This is a genomic window from Stenotrophomonas sp. 78350_Sma (genome assembly GCF_056482105.1).
The window spans coordinates 3,935,393-3,959,631 of sequence record NZ_CM151182.1 but is presented as its reverse complement, the minus strand read 5'-3'; the positions used below and the strand labels follow the sequence as shown (position 1 = coordinate 3,959,631).

The following is a 24,239-nucleotide window of genomic DNA, read 5'->3' as shown; positions in this document are numbered from 1 at the left end:
GCGGAGTCTGTAACCCCGCTGACAACGATGTCAACGAGTTCGTGACACTTTCGTTGCTGCGTCGCAACGAATGCGGCGTGCAGTAAACGTTTACATGACGTGAGCATGGGTTTCACGCGGGAACCATTGCTGCACGGGGCTCAAGGGCTGTGGCGCATTCAGCACGACGCGTTGCGATCGGGTTGCGCAGTGCAGCACGAGGCTCATGCGGCCTTGCATGGAAGTTGACAAACCGCCGTTGTCCACCGAAAGAATGTGACAACGTTGTTCCCAGCCACTCTCCGACGCCGCGTTCTGCGGCCGTCGCCGCAGGAGCCCTTCCCGATGTCCGCCGTCTCCGCTGCAAGCGCGCGCCCGAACGTGGCCACCTCCATCGCCATCGTCGGCGTGCTGTTCTTCCTGATCGGCTTCTTCACCTGGCTCAACGGCCCGCTGATCACCTTCGTCAAGCTCGCCTTCGAACTCAGCGAGGTTGGTGCCTTCCTGGTGCTGATGGTGTTCTACCTGTCCTACTTCTTCCTGGCCCTGCCGTCGTCGTGGATCCTGCGCCGCACCGGCATGAAGAAGGGCCTGAGCCTGAGCCTGCTGGTGATGGCCGGTGGCGCGGCACTGTTCGGCGAATTCGCCACCCAGCGCTGGTACCCCGGCGCACTGGGCGGCCTGTTCGTGATCGGCAGCGGCCTGGCCCTGCTGCAGACGGCCATCAACCCGTACATCTCCATCCTGGGGCCGATCGAAACGGCGGCGCGGCGCATCGCGCTGATGGGCATCTGCAACAAGATCGCCGGCATCCTGGCGCCGATCCTGATCGGCACGGTGGTGCTGCATGGCATTGGCGATCTGGACGTGCAGGTGCAGGCGGCCGATGCCGCGACCAAGGCCGTGCTGCTGAACCAGTTCGCCGCCAAGATCCACGCCCCGTACCTGGCCATGGCGGCGCTGCTGGTGGTGCTGGCGGTGGCGATCCTGTTCTCGCCGCTGCCGGAAATCAAATCGTCCGAAGCCAACGCCACGCCGGTGGCCGCCGGTGCGGTCGAGCGCCGCAGCATCTTCCAGTTCCCGCACCTGTGGCTGGGCGTGCTGTGCCTGTTCGTGTACGTGGGCGTGGAAGTGATGGCCGGTGATGCCATCGGCACCTATGGGCATGGCTTCAACCTGCCGCTGGACGAGACCAAGATGTTCACCGCCTTCACCCTGGGCGCGATGCTGGTCGGTTACGTGGTCGGCCTGCTGGTGATTCCGCGGGTGGTATCGCAGTCGCGCTACCTGACCCTGTCGGCGGTGCTGGGCGTGGTGTTCTGCCTGGGCGCGTGGGCAACGCACGGCTATGTGTCGGTGGCCTTCGTGGCCCTGCTGGGCTTTGCCAACGCCATGATGTGGCCGGCCATCTTCCCGCTGGCCATCCGCGGCCTGGGGCGCTTCACCGAAACCGGTTCGGCCCTGCTGGTGATGGGTATTGCCGGTGGCGCGATCATTCCGCAGCTGTTCGCCCTGTTCAAGCAGCACATCGATTTCCAGCTCACCTTCGTGCTGCTGATGGTGCCCTGCTACCTGTACATCCTGTTCTATTCGGTGATCGGCCATCGCGCCGGCCTGCCGCAGGACAAGGCCTGATCGGCGATGATGGACGGCAGCCAACCCCAGGGAAAACCCATGCGCAGAGCGACCATCAAGGACGTTGCGGAGAAGGCCAAGGTCTCGCTGAAGACGGTCTCGCGGGTGATCAACAACGAGCCCTCGGTGATGCAGGCCACCCGTGCGCGGGTGCTGCGTGCCATCGCCGAACTCGACTACGAGCCCGATCCGTCCGCGCGCAACCTGCGCAGCGGCACCACTTTCGTGATCGGGCTGGTCTACGACAACCCCAACCCGTACCACATCATCGGCGTGCAGAACGGCGTGCTGGCTGCGTGCCGCGAGACGGGTTTTGGCCTGCAGATCCATCCCTGCGATTCCAGTTCGCCACTGCTGGCCGATGAACTGGCCGACTGGGTGCAGCGCTCGCGTCTGGCCGGGCTGGTGCTGACCGCGCCGATGTCCGAACGCCGCGACCTGATCCAGGCGCTGACCGCGCGCGGCATCAAGCTGGTGCGCATCATTGCCGCCACCGAAGACCCGGCCGACGGTGCCTGTGTGTTCGTCGACGACCGCGAGGCCGCCTACGAGATCACCGAACACCTGATCCAGCTGGGTCATCAGCGCATCGGCTTCCTCTGGGGCGGCAGCTCGCACCGATCTTCGGGTGAACGCTACGCCGGTTACGAAGCCGCGCTGAAGGACTACGGCATGACCGTGGACAAGCACCTGGTAGTGCAGGGCGACTACACCTTCGACGATGGTTTCCGCGGCGCGCGCCGCCTGCTGGCGCTGCGCGAGCCGCCCACCGCCATCTTCGGTTCCAACGACGAGATCGCTGCCGGCGTACTGGCCGCTGCCAAGTCGGCCGGCATGAACGTGCCGTACGACCTGTCCATTGCCGGTTTCGAGGACAGCCCGTTCTCGCGCCAGTCGTGGCCGCCGCTGACCACCGCCAAGCAGGCCACCGAGGACATCGCCCGCCACGCCGCGCGCCTGCTGATCGCGCAGCTGCGCAGCGACGCCTACGACGATGCGCCGGCACCGCTGCACAACCAGGGCTTCGTGCCGCAGCTGGTGGTGCGCGGTTCGACCGCGCCGATGCGCCCGGCCGGCGCACGCCCCCTTCCTTCCGATCCTGCCTGAGCCTGCCATGTCGCTGTCAGACCCCACTGCCACCCTGATGTTCGCCGAGGCCGCTGAAGCGGCCGACGTGGTTGCCCGCCAGTTCTCGCGCAACCACGCCACCATGGAAACCCTTGCCGCCAGCCTGCGTGCTGCGCCGCCGCCGTTCGTGGTCACCTGCGCACGCGGCAGCTCCGACCACGCCGCCACCTACGGCAAGTACCTGCTGGAAACCCAGCTGGGCCTGGTGGTCGCGTCGGCCTCGCCGTCGGTGGGGTCGGTCTATGCCGCGCCACTGCAGCTGCGCGGCGCACTGTTCATCGTCATCTCGCAGTCGGGCAAGAGCCCGGACCTGCTGCGCAATGCCGAGGCGGCCAAGGCCGCCGGTGCGCGCGTGATCGCACTGGTCAACGTCGAGGACTCACCGCTGGCGCAGCTGGCCGACACGGTCATCCCGCTGCATGCCGGTGCCGAGAAGAGCGTGGCAGCGACCAAGAGCTACCTGGCCTCGCTGGCTGCGCTGCTGCAGCTGGCTGCGTACTGGAAGCAGGACAGCAGCCTGCGCAGCGCCCTGGACCTGCTGCCGGACGCGATGCGTGAGGCGTGGCAGTGCGACTGGAGCGCGGTGACCGAGGGCCTGGTCGAGGCCACCAACCTGTTCGTGCTCGGCCGTGGCCTGGGCCTGGGTGCGGCGCAGGAAGCGGCGCTGAAGTTCAAGGAAACCTGCAGCCTGCATGCAGAGGCCTACAGCTCGGCCGAAGTGAAGCACGGCCCGATGGCGCTGGTTGACCGTGGTTTCCCGGTGCTGGCCTTTGCCCAGCCCGATGAGACCGGCGCCGGCACCCGTGCGGTGGTGGAGGAATTCACCTCGCGTGGCGCGCAGGTTTGGCTGGCCGGTGCAGGTGGCAACCTGCCGGTGGCTGCTGCGCCGCACCCGCTGTGCGCACCGCTGCTGACCGTGCAGAGTTTCTACCGCGCGATCAACGCGCTGGCGCTGCGTCGTGGCTTCAACCCGGACCTGCCGCCGCACCTGAACAAGGTGACGGAGACCGTGTAATGGCGACCGTGCTGCGCAATGCCCGCATCCTGGCGGGCGACGACTTCCGCGATGATCTGGCGCTGGTGATCGAGAACGGGCAGATCACCGCCCTGTTGCCCGACGCTGCACCGCGGCTTGGCCAGGCTGATCAGCAGGTGGACCTGGAAGGCGGTTGGCTGCTGCCCGGCTTCATCGACGTGCAGGTCAATGGTGGCGGTGGCGCACTGTTCAACAACACGCCGGACGTAGCGGCACTGCGCACCATCGCGCAGGCCCACCGCCGCTTCGGCACCACCGCGATGCTGCCAACGCTGATCAGCGATGACGTGGCGGTGATGCGCGAAGCCATCGGTGCGATGCACGAAGCAATCGCGCAGGGCGTGCCCGGCGTGATCGGCATCCACCTGGAAGGCCCGTACATCGCGCCGGCGCGCAAGGGCACCCACGATCCCAGCAAGTTCCGCGTGCCGGATGAAGAAGAAATCGCGCTGGCGGCATCGCTGGACAACGGTGTGACCGTGCTGACGCTGGCGCCCGAACGCGTGCCGCTGGAGACCATCCGTGCGCTGGTCGAGCGTGGCGTGATTGTTGCTGCCGGGCACACCGCAGGTACCTACGAAGAGATCCGTGCCGGACTGGATGCTGGTGTGCGTGGCTTCACCCACCTGTACAACGCGATGTCGCCGCTGCAGGGGCGTGAGCCCGGCGCGGTGGGTGCCGCGCTGGAAGACCGCGACAGCTGGATCGGCATCATCGTCGATGGCGTGCACGTGCATCCGGCCAGCCTACGCGTGGCGTTGGCGGCCAAGCCGCGCGGCCGCCTGCTGCTGGTGACCGACGCAATGCCGCCGGTCGGCGCCGACGATCCCAGTTACGTGCTGTATGGCGAAACCATCACCGCCATCGACGGCGTGGTGCGCAATGCCGCCGGTTCGCTGGCGGGTTCGGCGCTGGACATGGCCACTGCGGTGCGCAACACCGTGCAGCTGCTTGGCCAGCCACTGGCCGAAGCCGCGCGCATGGCATCGACGTACCCGGCGCAGTTCCTCAACGTCGATGATCGCCTTGGCCACATCGCCGAGGGCTACCAGGCAGACCTGGTGCTGCTGGATGACGCCCTGCAGGTGCGCGGCACCTGGATTGCCGGGCAGTACGAGGCCGCCTGATGAACAGTTCGCCGCCACGCCGGCTGGGCTCGATCGATGCCCTGCGCGGCATCACCGTGGCGGCGATGCTGCTGGTCAACAATCCGGGCGACTGGAGCGCGGTGTTCGCGCCGCTGCGTCATTCGGACTGGCATGGCTGCACGCCCACCGATCTGGTGTTCCCGTTCTTCCTGTTCCTGGTCGGCGTGTCGATGGCCTTCAGCGTGGCGCCGCGCGCGCTGGACGCGGCGGCGCGACCTGCACTGGCGCGCGGCGTTCTGGAGCGCGCGCTGCGCATCCTGGTGGCCGGTGCGCTGCTGCACCTGCTGATCTGGTGGGCACTGGATACGCATCACTTCCGCATCTGGGGCGTGCTGCAGCGGATTGCGGTATGCGCGGCGCTGGTGGGTGTTCTGGCGGTGTGTGCGCGGCCGCGCGTGCAGGCGGGCGTGCTGGTCACGTTGCTGGTGGGGTACACGGTGCTGCTGCTGGGCATCGGTGAGCTGGCGCCGTGGACCAACCCGGCCAGCCGACTGGATACCGCGCTGTTCGCACCGTGGATCTATCAATGGCATGCCGATACCGGGCTCGGCCATGATCCCGAAGGGCTGCTGAGCACGCTGGGTGCGCTGGCCAGCACCGTGCTTGGCCTGCTGGCCGGTGGCCTGCTGCGCAGCGGACGTGCCGGGGCGCTGGCCGGGCTGGGTGTGGCGACCGCTGTGCTGGGCCTGCTGTTGACCGTGGTGCTGCCGTTGAACAAGCAGCTGTGGACGCCCAGTTACGTGCTGTGGACCGGGGGCCTTGCGGCGCTGGCGCTGTGGCTGGGCCACGTGCTGATCGACCAGAAGGGGTGGCCGGCACTCGGCAGGCGCTTCGGGGTCAATGCGATCACCGCGTACCTGGGGGCATCGGTGATGTCGGTGGTGCTGATGGCGACCGGTGTTTGGGGGTGGGTCTGGCAGCAGCTGGCCACCGCGATGCCGCAGGCGCTGGAGCTGGCGTCGATGCTGCAGGCGCTGGCGTTCGTCGCGCTGTGGTGGGGCGTGGCGTGGTGGCTGGATTGGCGGAAGATCTATCTGAAGATCTGACGGCGCCTCATCCACGCATGGCGTGGAACTACTGGTGATGCGCTTCATTGCCTCGTGACGTGGATCAATCGGGCGGGGTGCGATGGATCAGTAGATCCACGCCATGCGTGGATGCTTTGCGCGTGATTCCCGAATACCGGAAAAAATGAACGATTTCAGCCACATCACATCGGCGTGAGGGCTGGGCGATTTCACATCTGAACTGTGATTTCCCGCACGCAAGTTCACCTATCGAAACGGTTCACCACACGGCAGACTGCAAGCGCAGTGCCGCACATACGCAGTTCCTGATTTCCCGCCCAGGAGTGCCCGATGTCCCGTGCCGTTCCGCGTGCGTTCCGTCCGCGCCGCCTTGCCGTTTCCGTGCTGCAGGCCCTGACCGTCCCGTCCATCATGCTGCTGACCGCCGGCGCGGCCTGGGCTGGCTGTGACACCGTCGCTCCCGTTGCGGGCCAGACGGTCACCTGTGATGCCAACGCGCCGAATCCTCAGACGGTGCCGATCACCGCCACGAGTGCGGCCGGCATCACCGTCAACGTCGCCAGCGGCGCGCAGCTGCAGCAGAGCGGCGGCGCCGGTGCCATCGCCCTGGTCGGTGCCGGTGGGCACCTGCTGTCCAACCTGGGAGCGATCAGTTCGGTCGGCGGCGAGGCCGTGCAGCTCGGTGGCGGCAGCCGTGTCGAGAACACCGGCAGCATCAGTACCGGCAACAACATCGCCCTGCAGTTCGTGGGTGCGGGCGACAGCGTGCTGGTCAACCGCGGCACGATCAGCGGGCGCACCGGCGTGCAGTCCGGTGCCGGCAATGATCGCCTGGAGATGCAGGCCGGCAGCATCTCCGGCGGCGTATTGCAGGGCGATGGAAACGATGTGCTGCTGCTCAGTGATGGCACGATCGACAGTGTCGACCAGGGCGGCGGCGATGACCAGATGACCGTCACCGGCGGCACCGTCACCGGTGTGGTGGTGCAGGGCAGCGGTCGCGATGATTTCGTCATGAGTGGCGGCACGATCGGCGCGCTGCAGCAGGGCGACAACATCGATACGTTCCGCATGAGTGGCGGCCGCATCATCGGCGCGTTCGAGGATGGCGACCAGGCCTGGATGACCGCTGGCCGCATCGGCCGCGTCAACATGAAGCTGGACAAGAATCTGTGGGACCAGTCCGGTGGTACGGTTGACGGCAACGTGGTGACCGGCTTCGACACCGATACCATCATCATCTCGGGCACGGCCTACATCGGCGGCAACATCAGCGTCAGTGGGGGCAGCGACAGCGTGACCATCACCGATGGCACCGTGCGCGGGCAGGTACTGCTCAGTACCGGCAACGATACATTCAACTGGAGTGGCGGCGGCATCGTCTACGGCGCGATCGACATGGGGCCGGACAACGACGTGGCCAACCTCAGCAGCCTCAACCAGGGCAACCTCGGTGCCGTGCCGCTGTTCGACGGTGGCAGCGGCGTGGACCAGCTCAATCTCAACAACGTCAAAACCGCTGGCGTCAGCCGCTTCCAGAACTGGGAAACGATCAACCTGGCCAACAGCACCGAGCTGACCTTCGATGGCGATCTGGTGCTGGGTGACAGCGCATCCGGCGCCGGCATGCTTACCGTGGATGACACCAGTACCCTATACGCAGGCAGCGGTGGGCATGCGATCCGTCCTTTCAACAGCGTCGCACTGGTGGAGGTGGTCAACGCCGGGCGCATCGATCTGACCGGCACCGGCGCCGGCGACGTGTTCACCGTGCGTGGCAACTACCGCGGTGACGGGGGGGGCCTGTACCTGCGCACCGTTCTGGGTGCGGATAATTCCACCAGCGACCGCCTGGTGATCGATGGCGGTACCGCCACCGGCACCACCGGCATCGGCGTGCTCAATGCTGGCGGCAGCGGTGCTGCCACGCTGGTCGACGGCATCCTGGTGGTGCAGGCCTTGAACGGTGCGAGTACGGCACCCGGTGCGTTCTCGTTGTTCGCGCCGGTAGCAGCCGGCGCCTACGAGTACTTCCTGTTCAAGGGCGGTGTCAGTGCCGGCACCGGCGAGAACTGGTACCTGCGTTCGACTCTTGTGGCCGGACCGACGCCGGCGCCAAACGGAAGCGGTATCAATGGCGTGCCGCCGCCGCCGCCGCCGCCGACGCCCCCCGTCGCACCACCACCGCCGATCACCCCGGCACCGCCGCCGCCGCCTGAAGGCGCCACCGATCCAGACCTGACTGCCGGCGAGACCGCGCCACCGCCGCCTCCACCGGAGCCCGCCCCGGTGGCACCGCCCAGTGACCCTGCCGTGCCGGACGTGCCGGTGGCCGGCGGCGCACTGCCCGGCACCGGCACGCCGCCGACACCCGGTGCGCGTCCGGCCGAAGGCGCGGTGGTGCCGCTGTACCGCGTGGAGACTGCGGCGTACGCGGTGGTGCCACCGTTGCTGCGCGAGACCTCGCTGGCCAGCCTCGGCACGTTCCACGAACGCCAGGGCGAGCAGCGCCTGCTGTACAACCAGGGTGCATTCCGTACCGCCTGGGGTCGGCTGGTGGGGCAGAGCAGTGAGATCCACTGGAAGGGCGATGCACAGCCCGGCTTCGATGGCGATGTGATGGGCCTGCAGGCTGGCCTGGATGTGTGGGCAGCGGCCAACGACAGCCACCGCAACCAGATCGGCGTATTCGTCGGCCGCACCCGCGCGCAGGGCAGGACCACGGGCCTGGCGCTGGGCTGGGAGAACGTGCAGGTGGGCCAGAGCCGGCTGGATGACAAGCACGTGGGCCTGTATTGGACGTTCACCGACGGCCGCGGTGGCTACATCGACGCCGTGGCGATGCAGAGCCGTTACGACGGCCGCGTGCGTTCCTCGCGGGGGCTCGGCTTCGGGATCAAGGGCGATGGCACCAGCGTGTCGGTGGAGGCCGGCAAGCCGCTGCTGCGCTTCGGTCAGTCCGCATGGTGGCTGGAACCGCAGCTGCAGGTGATCTGGCAACGCACCTCGCTGGACGACCGCCGCGATGAGGTCTCGAGCGTGCGCTTCGACAATGACAACGCCTGGACCGGCCGCATCGGCCTGCGTCTGGCCGGTGATTATCAATTGGCCGACAACGGCTGGCAGCCGTATTTCAAGCTCAACTACTGGCATGGTCGTTCCGGCGAAGACCGCATCCGTTTCGACGACGACGTGATCATCAATTCGCAGCGTTCGCGCGCGCTGGAAGCCGGTGTGGGTGTGGTCGGCCGTTTCAACCGCACCATCAGTGCGTACGCGGTGGCTGACTACACCCGTGAACTGGGTGGCGACCGCAACGAGAAGCGACGCATCATCGAAGGCAACATCGGCCTGCGCGCGGACTGGTAGCGCGCGGTACGGGTGTCATGACCCGCTCTGGTAGGTGTCGACCTTGGTCGGCACGAATCTTCCCGTGGTCATGACCCTGTAGAGCCGAGCCATGCTCGGCTGCTTTGATCGTGTCCCATGCAGCCGAGCATGGGCTCGGCTCTACAACGGCTATCCGCGCAATGGCGGGCATGATTCGCCACGGTTATGCTGTGGACCTGACCCAACGACAAGGAAACGTCGCATGCGGATGTGCAAGGGAGTGTGTGGGATTGGTGCGCTGACGCTGTCCCTTCTGGCAGCCAATGCAACAGCCGCCACCGCGTCCACCACCGAAATACCTTCGCCGGAAGCGCAGGTACAGATCCTGGATCTGCTCGAGCATGAAGCCTTGTATCGGGACAAAGTGGACTGGCCTGGCACCCGCACACGACTGCAATCGGTGCAGGGTGACCCCGTGAAGCGGCTGGCGTTGCTGCGCGAAGCCATTGCGGTCAGCACGGGCAATCATGGCGTATGGACGACGACCCAGCGCCAGAGCGAATCCCTTGCGCGCGCGCAGCAGGTCGGCGCCGCTGCCGTGGAAAAGGCCAAGGCCGCCGATGCGGTGGATGCGCGCATCGGCTGGCTGGTCATCGAGGGATATGCCTCCACGCCCGGCGCGACGCCACAGGAAGCGTTCCGTCAGAACATCCAGCGCGCCGCGCGGTGGCAGCAGGTCATCCGCGGCAAGGACGACGGCATGCGCTGTGGCTGGATCGTCGACCTGCGTGACAACAGCGGTGGCAACATGTGGCCGATGCTGCTGGGCATGGCACCGCTGCTGCGCACCTCGGTGGTGAACAACGAAGATGTGGGGTCGTTCGAAACCGCACAGGGGCCGGAGCGCTGGACGTTGACCGCGACCGCCGTGCAGCGTGCAGGCAAGCCGGTGCTGGACTTCGGCCAGACCGGCTATGTGCTGCGGCAGCCTGGCGCGCCGGTGGCGGTGCTGTTCGGACCGCGTACCGGCAGTTCGGGCGAGGCCTCGGCACTGGCGTGGCGTGGCCGCGCGCAGACGCGCAGCTTCGGCCAGCCGACGGCAGGGGTCTCGACTGGCAACAACGTGCGCACACTGGCCGATGGCAGCCGCCTGTTGTTGACCACCACCGTGATGCGCGACCGCAATGATCGTGGTGATGGGTTGAAGATCGAGCCCGACCAGCGCATCGAGGGCGATGCCGCCACTTTGGCCGCCGCCCAGGCCTGGCTGCTGGCCCAACCCGCCTGCACGGGCAACTGATCCATGATCCTGATCGGCCAGCAGGAGCGGGTGGTGGTGGTCGGCCCAACCGAAGCCCACCACTGCCTGCACTGCCAGACGGAAACCGACTTCGCCCCCCAGCTGCGCTACAAGATGGCGCGCATCGACCTGCTGTTCGGCTTCACCCACCAGCGCCGCTACGAGCTGGCCTGCACCCAATGCGAACACGGCTGGGTGCTGGACACCGAGTCCATGGACCAGCAGCTGGGTGGGGTGCCGATTCCATGGCGGCACCGCTTCGGCCTGCCGCTGATGCTGATGGGGGTGGCGGGGCTGGCGTCCGCCGGGTGGATGTGGCGGCACGGATACATCGGTTGAGGACTGGGCCTGTTAAAGTCTGCCCTGCAATCACGTACCGGAACCGACCATGGACCACGACACCCCGTTCGACCCCCTCAACGACCTCGAGGTGCGCCTGCTGCAGGCACAGGACGGCACGCTGACCGCGTCGCAGTTCCTCGACGGCCTGCTGACCTCGACGGCGTTCGTGCTGCTGGACAAGGCCATCGGCGAAGACGGTGCCTGGGACGAGAGCATCTCGCCGCTGGTGCTGACCAGCGAAAGCGGCGAGCCGATGTTCGCGGTGTTCACCGCGCCCGAGCGCGCCGGCCTGTGGCACGAGCAGCTGCCGCAGTTCGCCCATGCCATGCCGATCGCGGTGCACGCGCTGCTGGCCGGTATCGGCGACGGCGTCGGCCTGGTGCTGAACCCGGGCCTGGACGTGGGCATGGAGATGATTCCCGATGCCGTGGCCCAGCTGAAGCAGCGTGCGGCGGCGATCACCCGCGGCATGGCGCACTGAGCCAGGAACCACGTTCGGCAAGGGGCGCATGAGGCTGCAATGCTCTGCACGAAACGGGCAGGGCAGGCGAGCGGCAGGGAAAGTGGGCACGTGCGGACCCAGGGGGCGTCCCCCGCTCATGGGGGAGGCAGTTCAGGATGGACCTGCTGGAGAACGGAATGGTGGCTTCGAAGCTGCGGCTGGCGTTGTTCGCATCGACTTCACTGATGTACAGCGCCATTGCCGGCGCACAGGTCGTCACCTACGTCCATACCGACGCCCTCGGGTCGGTTGTCGCTGAAACCAACGGGGCGGGCGCCGTCATCACACGCTATGACTACGAACCCTACGGAGCCGCGATCGGTGAAGGGGTGGCCGATGGTCCTGGCTATACAGGGCATGTAAGCGACGCGGCTACTGGGTTGAGCTACATGCAGCAGCGGTACATGGACCCACAGCTGGGAGTATTCCTGTCGGTGGACCCGGTGACGGCATATGGACAACCGGTCGGGCAGTTCAACCGCTACCACTACGCCAACGGAAATCCCTACCGGTTCACGGATCCGGATGGACGATGCCCGGAAGGGGCCGGCCGGTCCACGTGCATCGATGCCAGGCGTTTCGACCAGAGCCGATCAAGTGGCCTGGACATCCAGCTTTCGGCGCAGACGGAGAAGACCGCTCTGGCCAACACCGATTCGGTGAGAGTCGGTAGTGGCAACCGGGAGAAGGCTGTCACCATCGAGGCAAGCAGCAACGGTACCGAGTCGATCCGGGTGGATCCATCAATGGCGACGTCCTCGGATGCGTCCGGGTTCTATGCGGAACTGACGCCGACCGCCGATACCGTGGCTGTGATGCACGGCCATCTGGAGCAGAGTGGCCTGGTGGATCGGCTGACGCCAGGAGATTCCGGTCCCCTCGTGAGCCCGGGGGTTCCCAACATCACGGTGGACAGCACGGGTTCGCGGGTCGGTGTGCGTGAGCTGGTCGACGGCAAGGTGCAATTCCGGATGATTCAGGGCCGCATGACGCCGACCGAGCAGCGGCTCATCCAGCAGAACATCACCAAGCAGCAGGAGCTGTTCTACCTGCCAGGAAGTGGGCGATGAAGTGGTTCCTGCCTGGCGTCTTCCTGTTGTTCGCAACCGTGGCCGGGTGTGCAACTTCCGGGCAGGCACCTTCCTCCAACCCGGCGGCGCTGCTGCCAAGCAAGGCCATCAAGGGAAGTGCGGAGCTGGATGGGTCCCAGGTGGAGCTTCGCGGCTACCTGGTGGCACAGTTCGAGGATCGTGGCATCTGGGACAGCAAAGCGGAGTACCGCCGGTACAACAGTGAAGCAAGCTGTGTGTCGCTTTTGATCCCCAAGCGCATGATTGACCAGGTTGAACGACGCTCTGGTGCCTACGCGACCATCAGGGGGAAACTGATCGGGGACCTGCGATCCCGAGGGACCGTGCTGCTGGGTGGATGCAATGTTGTGGCAATTGAAGTCCAGGAGTTGGGTGAGAACTGACTCCTGTGGCGGCAACCTGGGGTTGCCGGCCAGCGGCCGGCACTACCCATGACGCTCCACGCGCGCCCGGTACGGCCGTTGAGAATCAGCGGGCGGCGGCAATCGCCTTCACCCGTGCCTTGGCCAGGGCTTCGCCGATGGCCGGGCCCTTCAGATGGGTGGTATCCAGATCCCGCGCCTGTACTGACAGTGCCGCCTGGTGCAGGCGCTTGAGCGTCTCGCCCTGCGGGTAGTCGGCGTCCTCGAAGCCGAGGCGGCCACGCTTGTCAGCCTCGCAGCAAAGCGCGATACGCGCCACGCGTTCGGGGCGGCGCAACGCATCGCAGCGGCCAAGCAGTTCCAGCACAGTGGTGTCGCGCAGTTCGTCGATGCGATGCACGTTCAAGTGCTCGCGACAGACCGCTTCGGCCAGCTGCTGGTGCTCGGTGGGAACCTTCAGCCGTGCGCATAGTGCCTTCAGCGGCTTCACGCCACGCTGCTCGTGCATGATGTGGCGCGGCCATTCTTCCGGCGGCGTCAGGCCCTTGCCAAGATCGTGGGTGAGCGCGGCGAAACCGACCAGGTCATCGCCCGGTGCGAGCTTCGCTGCGATGTCGCTGACCATTTCCTGATGGATGCCGGTGTCGATCTCCGGATGGAACTCGGCGCGCTGCGGCACGCCGTACAGCGCTTCCAGCTCGGGCAGGATCGGGCCCAGTGCCTGTGCATCATGCAGCGTGCGCAGGAATGCCGAAGGCTGCGCACTGACCAGCACCTTGCGCAGTTCCTGCCACACTCGCTCCGGCACCAGTGCATCCAGTTCGCCACTGGCGGCGATCTCGCGCATCAGGTCCATGGTTTCCGGCGCGACGGTGAAGCCCAGCGGCGCAAAGCACGCCATGAAGCGGGCCGCGCGCAGCACGCGCAGCGGGTCTTCGACGAAAGCGGGACCGACGTGGCGCAGCACACGCTGTTCAAGATCACGCACGCCGCCGTAGGGGTCCACCAGATGGCCGGTGTCTTCGTCGCAGGCAATGGCGTTGATGGTGAAGTCGCGGCGCTGCAGGTCGTCTTCCAGCGTTACTGCCGGATCGGCATCGACCACGAAGCCACGATAGCCGCGGCCGGACTTGCGCTCGGTGCGCGCCAGTGCGTATTCCTCACCGGTTTCCGGGTGCAGGAACACCGGGAAATCACGACCCACGGCGGTGTAGCCCAGCGCTTCCATCTGCGCGGGCGTGGCGCCGACCACGACCCAGTCGCGGTCACCGGCAGGGCGCTGCAGCAGGCGGTCGCGTACGGCGCCGCCGACAAGATAGATCTTCATGGGGGGGGATGATCGCACAGTAGTGCCGGCCGCTGGCCGGCAACCCCGGAACATTGGCCGATGCCGGCCAGCGGCCGGCACTACCGCAGTGTGATCAATCCCCGCCCTGGTCGGCATTGGCGGCGCAGCTGAAGCTCTTGCGCTTGTCGACCAGGCGGCCCATCAGGCGGTCGCTCAACGGCAGGGCATCACCATTGAGGCGCCAGTCGTAGATCACGCTGAAGGCCAGCACGCGGGCCACGTACTCGCGGGTTTCCTTGTAGCTGATGGTCTCGATCCACAGGTCCGGGTCAAAGCCCGGACGCTGGCCCTGCCAACGCGCGGTCGGGGTCGGGCCGGCGTTGTACGCGGCGATGGTCACGTACGGCAGGCCGTCGTACTTGTTCATCAGCTGGCGCAGGTAGGCGGTGCCGATGGCGATGTTGGTGTCCGGGTCGTACAGGCTGTCGGCGCCGCCGTAGCCGGTCAGGCCGATCGACCTGGCAACGCCGGCACCGGTGGCCGGCAGCACCTGCATCAAACCCATGGCATTGGCAGGCGAGCGCGCGCGCGGGGTGAAGGTGCTTTCAGCGCGGATCTCCGCGGCCACCCAGGCCGGGTCGATCGCATTGCGTGCTGATTCACGACGGATGGTGGCGTCGTGGTGCAGCGGGAAGCGCAGGTCGTACAGGCGTTGCTCCTGCGGTTGCTTGCCCAGTGCGAACACGGCGCGATCAAACCAGCCGTTGTCCTGCGCCACGCGCACGGCGAGGCGGCGCTGGGTGTCATCGAAGCGCGACAGCGCGCTGTTCCATTCGGCCACGGCCCAGCCGGTGCGGTCGATCTGGTAAAGCGCCATCGCGCGCTGGATGGCCGGGTCACGCGCGATCACCGCCTGTGCCTGCGCACTGTCGTTCGGCTTCCACGGACACAGCGTGTAGCCCTGCTGCAGTTTGTCGGCGGCCAGGAAGCCGTGGAAGGTGGGCGCACGCGCGGCGTCGCGGAACAACGGCTGTGCCTGCGATGCCTGACCGGTCTTCTCCAGCATGCGGCCTTCGAAATAGGCCCAGCGCGAATCGCTGCGCTGCTTGCTGCCCATCTTGCGGATCGCGGTCAGTGCCGCCGGCCAGTCGCCGCGCGACATTGCTTCGCGAACACGCCATTCGTGCAGGCGTTCGTCATAGGCCGATTCGGGCACCGCATTGAGACGGCGCGCCGAATCCGGCAGGTAGGAGGCCACGGTCCACAGGGCGATCTGGTACAGCACCTGGCCCTGCTGGGCGGCGCTCAGGCCGAGGGCCTGTGCGTACTGCGGCAGCTGTTGTTCGGTGGCGCCCGGATCGGCTTTGGCCAGTTTTTCCAGGCCATCGGTGGCGATGCGCCGGCTGCGCTCGTTGCGTGGCCAGTTCAATGCGCCGGTGTTGGGCTTGTCGACGAAGGCGGCGTAACTGTTGGCCTGCGCCAGGTCCGCGGCGGGCAGGCCGCGTGCAGCGCTGCGCATCACCGCCGGCTGCTGTGCGTCGGCGGCGGCATCGATGCGCTCCCAGCGCAGCGCATCGCTCAGGCCGCCCTGTGCCTGCAGCACGGCGAACACCGCGTCGCAGCCGTCCGGCAGCGACTTGCCGTTCTTGCGCCACAGGTCCTGTGCTTCGCTGATCCACTGCGGATCGACCTTGCCGGTGACCTGGCGTGCGGTCAGCTGCGCACAGCGCAGCCCGACGTTGTCGGTGGGGGCCCAGTTGGCCAGCAGGGTCGGCCAGTCCTGGCGGCGCGCAACCGAAGGCAGCCACACGCTGCGGAAGGTGATGGCCACGGCCTGGCCGTCGTAGCGCTTGAGGAAGGCCTGGGCCTGCGCGGTATCGACCGTGTCGATGTTGCGGCGCAGATTGGCGTACTCCAGCCAGCCATAGGCCGGGTGGCGACTGAGCGCACCGGCCTGGCCGGGATCGAACTGGCCGCGTTCGGCAGCAGCGATCGCGGCTTTCAGCTGCGCGTTCTGGGCGTCGAGGGACTGGGCGTTGGCGCAGCCGATCAGCAGCGTGGTGGCCAAGGGCAGCAGGGACAGGGCAGTGGGAGTGCGTCGGGTCATGGCGATCAGCATAGCGGGGGCTGGCTGAATTCAGTTTCGCATTGTGTGCACGCCCTGGGGGTGGCATTGGCGTGCCTGATCGACGTGGTCCGGGCGGGGCAGCGATACCTAGCCCGCACGACGTTCGTGCGATGATCCCGGCAATGTGCGGGCTGCCACTGACGGGCCGCTCTTCCTGCGATGGAGCGCGGTATGCGATACGAATCCAGTCCGGCGAATGTGCTGATCGCCAACATCAACCTGGCACCGTTGGTGGATGTACTGCTGGTGCTGCTGGCGCTGGTGATCACCACGCTGCCGATGGCCAGCACGGCTGTCATACAGCCGTTCCAGCAACGTACCGCCTGCCCACCCGGCCTGGGACAGTCGACGCCCGTCCCGATTGATCTGCGTATCGACGCCGTCGGTGGCCTGTTCTGGAGCGATCGGCCACTGGATGATGCAGCCCTGCGGCAGGTGCTTGCCCGGGCCCGGCAGCTGCCTGAGGCGCGGCAACCGTCGGTGCGCCTGGTTACCGCCGATGGCACCGATTACGGCGACCTGATCCGGGTGCTGCGGGTTGTCAATCAGCACGGCCTGCGTGTGGTTGCGCTGAACGACCCGCCGCGGTAACTGGATCCTCTCTGGCATTCGGCGAGCGCTGTCGTAGTCACCATGGTGCGCATGGTTTCGAACAGTACCGTCCGGTCTGAATATTCCGTTATCTGACGCAATCAGTCGTCAACTGCGTCAAATCCGCGTGAAAGAGTGTCGATCATCACGCCGTGGTTTTTACTGTTTGTTTACAAAGGAGACGCTGCCGCCATGCAGGGGGGAGCGCGGCAGTCCATGTCCCGACATTCCTTTGGAGAGAGAGCGAATGATTCACCTGCATCACCGCCCGTTGGCGGTTGCCGTCGCGCTGTGCGTGACGGCTCTGGCACCGTTGGGTGCCGCTGCGCAATCCACCACCAACCTCGATGCGGTGGAAGTCACCGGTACCCGCATCAAGCGCGCTGAAGTCGAAGGCCAGGTGCCGATCCAGACACTGACCCGTGGTGACATCGAGCGCACTGGCCTGACCTCGATCGGCGAGGTGCTGCAGCAGCTCACCGGTTCCGGCTCCGCGCTCAACGCCAAGTTCAACTCGTCCGGCAACTTCGGTTTCCCGCCCGATGGCAGCGGCGTGGGCGCCGGCTCGGCGCAGGTCGATCTGCGCCACCTGGGCGCCAAGCGCGTGCTGGTGCTGGTCGATGGCATCCGCTGGGTCAATGAGTCATCGGCGTCTGGTGTGGGCTCGGCTACCGACCTCAACACCATTCCGCTGGCCATCGTCGAGCGCATCGAGGTACTGGAGGACGGCGCGTCGTCGCTGTACGGCTCCGATGCCATCGCCGGTGTGGTCAACATCATCACCCGCCGCGATTTCGATGGCGGCCAGGTGACGCTGAACTACGGTGAGTACAGCAAGGGCGACGGCACGCAGAAGGGCGTGGACCTGGCCTGGGGCAAGAGCGGCGATCGCTTCAGCCTGTTCCTGGGCGCCAGCTGGACCAAGCAGGACCCGGTGTTCGCCAAGGACCGCGAGCAGTCGCGCTTCCCGATTCCCGGTACCGGCCTGGCGTTTGGCAGCGGTGGCATTCCGCAGGGCCGCTTCGCCTTCGTCGACCCGAACACCGGTGCGTCGCAGAACATCGTGCCCAACACCGGCGTGAGCAATCCGCGCTACGACGGCAGTGCCGGCTGCAACCGCACGGATGATTACCACTGCTTCAGCACCGCCGATCGCTTCAACTTCGCCGAATACAACATGGTGCTGACGCCGTCGGAGCGCAAAGGCCTGTTCGGCCAGTTCCGCTTCGACATCACTGACAACGTGCAGTGGTACATCAAGGCGCTGGGCAATCGCCGCGAGTCGACCAACCAGGCCGGCCCCGAACCGCTGTTCTTCGGCCCCGATGGCGCCACCGGCAATCCGCTGGCCGACAACATCGTGGTCTCGCGCCTGAACCCCTACAACCCGTTCGGCTTCGATCTGGTCTCCGGCGGCAACATGAGCCTGATCGGCCGGCGTCCGGTGGAAGGCGGTGCGCGCGTGTTCAAGCAGGAAGTGGACACCACCTACTTCGCCACCGGCCTGGTTGGTGACTTCCATGCCGCCGACCGCAGCTGGTACTGGGACGTCAACGGCATGTACAGCAAGAACAAGGCCGAACAGACCAACTACGGCAGCTATGACATCTACAAGGTGAACATGGCGCTGGGCGATCCGGCGGTGTGCGCCGCCACGGCCGGCTGCGTGCCATTGAACATCTTCGGTGGCGTCGGTTCGATCACCCCGGACATGCTGAAGTGGATCCAGCCGGTGGTGCGCGATCGCAGCCAGAACGAGCTGAGCCTGTTCACCGCCAACCTGTCCAGCGAGCTGTTCTCGCTGCCGGCCGGCCCGGTGTCCTTCGCCACCGGCTTCGAGTACCGCAAGTACAAGGGCTCCTACCAGCCCGATCCGTTGACGGTGATCGGCCACTACAACGGCGTGCCGTCACAGCCCACCTCCGGTTCCTACGACGTCAACGAGGCCTACCTGGAGTTGAGCGTGCCGATCTTCGCCGACTCCTCGTTCGGCAAGAAACTGGACCTGAGCCTGGCCGGTCGCTATTCGGACTACTCCACCTTCGGTGGCGAGTTCACGCCCAAGTACGGCCTGCGCTGGCAGGTGACCGATGACTTCGTGCTGCGCACCACCTACGCCGAGGGCTTCCGTGCACCGTCGATCGGTGAACTGTACGGCTCGGCCGCACGTGCCGACCTGCAGCTGTTCGATCCGTGCTCGGTGGGTCTGGGTGGTACGCCGCCACGTGGCAGCGCCGCCAACTGTGCCGCGCTGGGCGTGCCGGCCGGCTTCCAGCAGGCCAACTCGCAGATCTCGGTGACCACCGGCGGCAACCGCGAGCTGGACCCGGAACGTTCGCGCAGCTTCAGTGCTGGCTTCGTGTGGAGCCCGTGGTTCGGCAACAACGCCTCATGGTCGGAGCGCTTCGATGTGGAAGTGACCTTCTACCGCCACGCCATCGACGGTGCGATCCAGGCGATCAATGCACAGACCCAGCTGGACCTGTGCGTGGATACGCTGGACCCGATCTACTGCAACGGCATCACCCGCGCCAGCACCGGTGCGGTCAGCAGTTTCAACAACCGGCTGACCAACCTGGGCTCGATCAAGACCGATGGCTGGGACGTGGATCTGTTCTGGACGTTGCCGCAGACCTCCATCGGCCAGTTCAAGCTGGCGTGGAAGAACACCTTCGTCGGCCGTTACGAGGCTACGGGTGCGGCCGGGCAGAAGCAGCCGCAGAAGCCGGGCGTGGAAGTGGCCGACAGCTCGATTCCGGAGTGGACCAGCAACGCCAGCATCGGCTGGACGCTGGACCGCTGGAGCGCCAACTGGACGGTGCGGCATATCTCCGAGCTGACCGAGAACTGCGGCGATGCCGCGGCCTTCCCGGTGTGCAGCAACCAGGCCGCGGGCACCAACACGCTGTCGGCCACCACCTTCCATGACATGCAGGTGGGCTACAAGATCGACTGGATGAAGGGGCTGCAGCTGACGGCCGGCCTGAACAACGTGTTCGACAAGGATCCGCCGATCTGCCTGTCGTGCTCGTTGAACGGCTACGACGCTTCGACCTACGACATCCCGCGTGGCCGTTACTGGTACCTGCGCGCGGACCTGCGCTTCTGATAGGAAAAGTTGTAAACGTCATTTGCTGACGTGATATGCCAAATACGTCGCAGATGTCCCGGTGAGGGGCGGGAATACTTCCGCCCCTCATTCCACTGGTCTGCGATATGGATTTCGATACCTGGTTGTTGTTCGTCGCTTCCGCTCTGCTGCTGTCCGCCACGCCCGGTCCCAACCTGCTGCATGTACTGGACCGCAGCGTCAGCTTCGGGCTGCGCCGCTGTCTCTTCAGCATGGGAGGATGCCTGGCCGGGGTGATGGTACTGATGGGCGTCTCGGCGCTGGGCCTGGCCGCATTGCTGGAAGTCGTGCCATCGCTGCTGGGCATGCTGCGGGTGGGCGGTGCGCTCTACCTGGCTTGGCTGGGCATCGATGCCTGGCGGCGCCGGCAGGCCCCGCTGGACGTGGGTGATGGGGGCGGCTGGGTCACCTCATCGCGGCGGCTGCTGTTTCGCGATGGTTTCCTGATCGGGATCAGCAATCCCAAGATGCTGCTGTTCACGGTGGCTTTCCTGCCGCCGTTCATCGATGTGGCGCGCCCGCAGCTGCCGCAACTGCAGATCCTGCTGGCCACCTTTGCCGTCATCGAGGTGCTGTGCTACCTGGTGTTCGCACTGGCGGCCCGGTGCATCGCCGGCTACCTGCAGGTGCCACGCTGGCGCAGGTGCTTCGATCGTGGCGTGGGCAGCCTGTTCATCGGCCTCGGTGCGGCCCTGCTGGCCTCCGGCTGATGCCGGCCGACGGCAGGTGCAGCCTGCCGTCGTGCCGCACGGGGTGTCGCCGGTCAGAACGCCCAGGTGAACGTAAGCGAGCCGTTGCGGCCATCGCCGTACGCACCGTAGCCGGTGATCTGCGAGTAGTACTTCTTGTCCAGCAGGTTGTTGAGGTTGGCCTGCACGCTGAACTCCGGCGAGATGCGGTAGCGCACGAAGGCGCTGACCAGTGCGTAACCTTCCTGCTCGAAGCGGCCGACTACGGGTGCGGCGTAATAGATGCGGTTCTGCCAGTTGGCACCGCCACCGACAGTCAGTTCCTGCAGCGACTGCGGGGTGTAGCTGGTGAACAGCTTCAGTGCGGTCTGAGGCAGGTTGGTGTTGATGTCGGCGCCATTGATGTCCTTGGCCACATAGCGCGAAGCGCCGAAGGTCGCGTTCCAGCCGGGTGCCAGTTCGCCGTTCACTTCGAATTCGAAGCCACGGCTGACGGTGCCGCGTGCGGCGATCGAGGCGAACTCACCCGGGCGGCCGATGATCGGCTCGCTGGTGATCTGGGCGACATTGTCCTGCTCGATGCGGAACACCGCCAGCGAGGCATTCAGGCGGTTGTCGAACCAGGCGCCCTTGACGCCCACCTCGTAGCTCTTGCCGTCGACCGGGTCGAGATAGCGGTCGTTGCGGTCGCGGGCGGTCTGCGGCTGGAAGATCTCGGTGTAGCTGGCGTACGCGGAGTAGGTGTCGTTGATGTCATACACCAGGCCGGCGTATGGGGTGGTCACCTTGTGTTCGCGGTCGTCGTTCTCGCCTTCGCTCTTCCAGTTGGTGTAGCGCGCGCCGAGGATCAGCTTCAGCGGATCAGCCAGCGACAGACGGGTGGCTGCATAGCCGGCCTTCTGGGTGATGGTGCCCTGGCTGGCCAGCGCCAGCGGGTTCCAGTTCGGCTGGGCAATGTTGCCGGTCCAGTTGAGATAGGAGCTGAAGGGATTCCAGCCGGTGCCGGGGCCGCCCATCTGGAAATCACCGTAGTTGGCGAATTCGCGCTTGTTGTAGCTCAGGCCGGCCATGAACTGGTGCTCGCGGCCGAACAGCTGGAACGGGCCGTCGATGTAGCCATCGATGCCATCGACCTTGCGTTCGGTGTTGTAGAAGCCGGCCATCGGCGTGACGCCGGTGCCGGTGGCCTTGTCGAACGCGGTGTAGGACGGATAGAACAGCTTGTCATCGGCCTTGGTCTCATCGTGCGTGGCACCGACCTTGAACTTCCAGCCGTTGCTGAAGGCGTGCTGCAGGGTGGCGAACGCGCGCTTGCTGGTGGTGTCCCAGTAGGTCCAGTCCGGCGACGGATTGAACGAGGTCGGGTAGTTGGTCGGGCTGCCATCGGCGTACCACATCGGGAAGCCGCCCCAGGTCGCGCCATTGGCGCGCTTCTGCTGGTAGTCGTAGCCCACGCTCAGCTGGGTGTCCGGGGTCAGGTCGGCATCGATGACGGCGTAGCCCAGCGTCTTGCGCTGGTTGTAGCGGTCCATCTGGCCATCGGTATCCAGGTAGCTGCCGATCACGCGGCCACGCACGCTGCCGCTGGCGTTCAGTGCGCTGCCCACATCCACCGTGGTGCGGGTGCGGCCCCAGCTGCCGACGTTCACCGAGACGCTGCCGGTCAGCTCGGCGCTGTCGGCATGCTTGCGCACCAGGTTCACCGACGCCGACGGATTGCCGGCACCGCTGAGCAGGCCGGTGGCGCCGCGCACCACTTCCACGCGGTCATACAGCGCCAGGTCCAGGCCGGAATCGCCGTAGCTCCAGTTCTGCACCATCTGCGTGGGCAGGCCATCGAACTGGTAGGCATCGATGTAGAAGCCGCGCGCGTAGAACTCGGTGCGCTCGCTGTCGGACTGGGTGCTGGTCACGCCGGTGGTGTTGGCCAGCACGTCGATGATGTCGTCCAGCTTCTGATCTTCGATGCGCTGGTGGCTGATGATGCTGATCGACTGCGGGATCTCGCGCGGGGCCAGGTCGAAGCGGGTACCGGCCGAGGTGCGGCGCACCGAATAGCCTTCGGCGCGTTCACCCTTCACCACCACCTTGTCGAGGGTGGTCGGATCGGCGGCGGTTTCGGCGAAGGCGGCCGGGGCCACGGCGCAGAGAACGGCGAGCACGGCAACGGACAGCCGTTGCGGCTGCGGGGTACGGACGGCGGAACGGGTCATGGGGGTCCTGGGCGAGCACGCGCGATCAGCCGGCATCCAGGAGGCGAGGCGCTACGGGTAGGGAGAGGGCGGGCAGGCCGTCCTGGCGCTACCGGAAACGAAAGAAATGGTAATACGAACTATTCCTATTTACAAATCATGAACGAATCGACCCGGTGATCCGCCTGCGGGTTGGGTCAGCGCAGCAGCGGGAGTGGATCGCGCGCGCCGTCGGTGCCGTAGATGCCCCAGTGCAGGTGCGGCGGCGTGCCCTTGGCGTTGCCGCTGTCGCCGACGTGGCCGAGAAGGTCGCCAGCCTGGACCACCTGGCCACGCGCCAGGCCCTCGGCCCAGTCGTCCAGGTGGGCGTAGTAGTAGCGTTCGCGGGAGGGCCCGATCACCCAGACCTGGCGCCCGCCGAGCCCGCGTTCGCTGACATCCGCGATGACACCGGCCGTGGCGCTGCGCACCGGCGTGCCACGCCTAGCGAAGATGTCGATGCCAGCGTGCGAGCGGTCACGGCCGCGTGGTGCGCCGAAGGTATCGGCGATCTGCCTGGGCCTGATGCCTTCCACCGGCACCGGCAGCTCGGTGGCCGGCGGCATCCGCGAGAGTGCCCACAGCATCTTCGGTGCGGCCGCCCACGGGCTGTTCCACAGCGTCATCGCCGCAACGAGGGCAATGGCCAGCCACAGGCCGCGCAGCATCCAGCGGCGCAGGCGGTGGGCGGGGGACGGCGTTGTGCTCATGGTTTTCGATTGTAGGGTCGAGCCATGCTCGACTGCTGTCGCCTTGCGGTCCCACAGCCGTCGAGCATGGCTCGACGCTACAGCACCGGCAGCAGCGGCACCTCGAAACTCCGCTTCAACGTCCCCAGTGCCACCGATGTGCGGAAGCGCTCGATGTTGTCATCGCCACCGAACAAGCGCTCGGTGATCGCCTCGTACTCCTCCATCGACGCGGCCGAAAGCAGCAGCAGGAAATCGCCATCGCCGGTGATCGAGTAGCACTGCTGCACGGCGGGGTCCTCCTGCACGCGGCGCTTGAACGGCGCCACGCGTTCGCGCTGCTCGCTGACCACGCGCACCTCGACGATGATGGTCAGCGGTCGCCCGACCTTGGCGGCGGCGACCACTGCCACATTGGCCGCGATTACGCCGCTGTCCTGCAGTCGCTTGATGCGGCGTTGCACGGCCGGGGTGGACAAGTGCACGGCCTCGGCGATTTCGCGCTGCGGCAGGGTGTTGTCCCGCTGCAGCAGGTCGAGGATGGCGCGGTCGAAACTGTCGAGCACGGGAGCGATGGCCATGGCGAGCAGAAGTTGCACGAACAGGCTGTCA

General features: G+C 66.4%; 19 protein-coding genes. 14 read left to right on the top strand and 5 right to left on the bottom strand.

All coding sequences use genetic code 11. The features are described 5' to 3' along the window. Window positions 1-324 precede the first annotated feature (324 nt). The 11 genes from ACZK4H_RS18250 (at window position 325) to ACZK4H_RS18200 (ending at window position 12,902) form a co-directional block, all read left to right on the top strand. Window positions 325-1,614 carry a sugar MFS transporter gene (locus tag ACZK4H_RS18250; protein ID WP_099551111.1) on the top strand — a complete coding sequence of 430 codons (1,290 nt, stop codon included), beginning with the start codon at window positions 325-327 and terminating at the stop codon, window positions 1,612-1,614. A gap of 39 nt (window positions 1,615-1,653) precedes the next feature. Next, entirely contained in the window at window positions 1,654-2,721 is a 1,068-nt protein-coding gene (locus tag ACZK4H_RS18245; protein WP_005411045.1) for a LacI family DNA-binding transcriptional regulator, read from the top strand. Between the two features lie 7 nt (window positions 2,722-2,728). Continuing rightward, a complete protein-coding gene (locus ACZK4H_RS18240; RefSeq protein WP_099551112.1) occupies window positions 2,729-3,757 on the top strand; it encodes an SIS domain-containing protein in 1,029 nt (342 codons plus the stop codon). Next, window positions 3,757-4,905, top strand: a complete 1,149-nt coding sequence (nagA, locus tag ACZK4H_RS18235) for an N-acetylglucosamine-6-phosphate deacetylase (protein WP_099551113.1) — start codon at window positions 3,757-3,759, stop codon at window positions 4,903-4,905. The genes ACZK4H_RS18240 and nagA overlap by 1 nt, the downstream gene beginning before the upstream one ends. Further along, entirely contained in the window at window positions 4,905-5,972 is a 1,068-nt protein-coding gene (locus ACZK4H_RS18230) for an acyltransferase family protein (protein ID WP_099551114.1), read from the top strand. The genes nagA and ACZK4H_RS18230 overlap by 1 nt, the downstream gene beginning before the upstream one ends. 312 nt (window positions 5,973-6,284) lie before the next feature. Next, on the top strand, window positions 6,285-9,323 hold the full coding sequence (locus ACZK4H_RS18225; RefSeq protein ID WP_099551115.1) for an autotransporter family protein: 3,039 nt from the start codon (window positions 6,285-6,287) through the stop codon (window positions 9,321-9,323). A 223-nt stretch (window positions 9,324-9,546) separates the two neighbouring features. Then, entirely contained in the window at window positions 9,547-10,584 is a 1,038-nt protein-coding gene (locus ACZK4H_RS18220; protein ID WP_099551116.1) for a S41 family peptidase, read from the top strand. A 3-nt stretch (window positions 10,585-10,587) separates the two neighbouring features. Continuing rightward, window positions 10,588-10,923, top strand: a complete 336-nt coding sequence (locus tag ACZK4H_RS18215; RefSeq protein ID WP_099551117.1) for a hypothetical protein — start codon at window positions 10,588-10,590, stop codon at window positions 10,921-10,923. A 49-nt stretch (window positions 10,924-10,972) separates the two neighbouring features. After that, a complete protein-coding gene (locus ACZK4H_RS18210; RefSeq protein ID WP_049429399.1) occupies window positions 10,973-11,407 on the top strand; it encodes an SseB family protein in 435 nt (144 codons plus the stop codon). 137 nt (window positions 11,408-11,544) lie between these two features. After that, on the top strand, window positions 11,545-12,498 hold the full coding sequence (locus tag ACZK4H_RS18205) for an RHS repeat-associated core domain-containing protein (protein WP_024957024.1): 954 nt from the start codon (window positions 11,545-11,547) through the stop codon (window positions 12,496-12,498). Next, complete coding sequence (locus ACZK4H_RS18200) at window positions 12,495-12,902, top strand: hypothetical protein (RefSeq protein WP_024957023.1); 408 nt, start codon at window positions 12,495-12,497, stop codon at window positions 12,900-12,902. Before ACZK4H_RS18205 ends, ACZK4H_RS18200 begins: the two co-directional genes overlap by 4 nt. A gap of 85 nt (window positions 12,903-12,987) precedes the next feature. Here ACZK4H_RS18200 and ACZK4H_RS18195 read toward each other — a convergent pair whose 3' ends face one another. Together ACZK4H_RS18195 and ACZK4H_RS18190 are read right to left on the bottom strand one after the other, a co-directional pair. Beyond that, window positions 12,988-14,208 carry a multifunctional CCA addition/repair protein gene (locus ACZK4H_RS18195; RefSeq protein ID WP_099551118.1) on the bottom strand — a complete coding sequence of 407 codons (1,221 nt, stop codon included), beginning with the start codon at window positions 14,206-14,208 and terminating at the stop codon, window positions 12,988-12,990. Between the two features lie 94 nt (window positions 14,209-14,302). Beyond that, window positions 14,303-16,288 (bottom strand): transglycosylase SLT domain-containing protein, encoded by a 1,986-nt coding sequence (locus ACZK4H_RS18190; protein WP_099551119.1) that lies wholly within the window; start codon window positions 16,286-16,288, stop codon window positions 14,303-14,305. Between the two features lie 180 nt (window positions 16,289-16,468). On the opposite strand from ACZK4H_RS18190, the gene ACZK4H_RS18185 reads away from it, so the two are divergent. From ACZK4H_RS18185 to ACZK4H_RS18175, 3 genes are all read left to right on the top strand, one after another. Continuing rightward, window positions 16,469-16,888: an ExbD/TolR family protein gene (locus tag ACZK4H_RS18185; protein ID WP_099551120.1), complete on the top strand. Its 420-nt coding sequence runs from the start codon at window positions 16,469-16,471 to the stop codon at window positions 16,886-16,888. 247 nt (window positions 16,889-17,135) lie between these two features. Next, complete coding sequence (locus ACZK4H_RS18180) at window positions 17,136-19,997, top strand: TonB-dependent receptor plug domain-containing protein (RefSeq protein WP_099551121.1); 2,862 nt, start codon at window positions 17,136-17,138, stop codon at window positions 19,995-19,997. 107 nt (window positions 19,998-20,104) lie between these two features. Continuing rightward, window positions 20,105-20,728 carry a LysE family translocator gene (locus ACZK4H_RS18175; RefSeq protein WP_099551122.1) on the top strand — a complete coding sequence of 208 codons (624 nt, stop codon included), beginning with the start codon at window positions 20,105-20,107 and terminating at the stop codon, window positions 20,726-20,728. A 53-nt stretch (window positions 20,729-20,781) separates the two neighbouring features. Here the strand turns inward: ACZK4H_RS18175 and fhuE are convergent, their stop codons facing one another. The 3 genes from fhuE to ACZK4H_RS18160 all read right to left on the bottom strand — a co-directional run bounded on the left by fhuE (window position 20,782) and on the right by ACZK4H_RS18160 (window position 24,208). Further along, on the bottom strand, window positions 20,782-22,920 hold the full coding sequence (gene fhuE, locus ACZK4H_RS18170) for a ferric-rhodotorulic acid/ferric-coprogen receptor FhuE (RefSeq protein ID WP_099551123.1): 2,139 nt from the start codon (window positions 22,918-22,920) through the stop codon (window positions 20,782-20,784). A gap of 176 nt (window positions 22,921-23,096) precedes the next feature. Further along, on the bottom strand, window positions 23,097-23,648 hold the full coding sequence (locus tag ACZK4H_RS18165; RefSeq protein WP_099551124.1) for a M23 family metallopeptidase: 552 nt from the start codon (window positions 23,646-23,648) through the stop codon (window positions 23,097-23,099). A 77-nt stretch (window positions 23,649-23,725) separates the two neighbouring features. Next, window positions 23,726-24,208: an Lrp/AsnC family transcriptional regulator gene (locus ACZK4H_RS18160; RefSeq protein WP_099551125.1), complete on the bottom strand. Its 483-nt coding sequence runs from the start codon at window positions 24,206-24,208 to the stop codon at window positions 23,726-23,728. Between the last annotated feature and the right edge of the window lie 31 nt (window positions 24,209-24,239).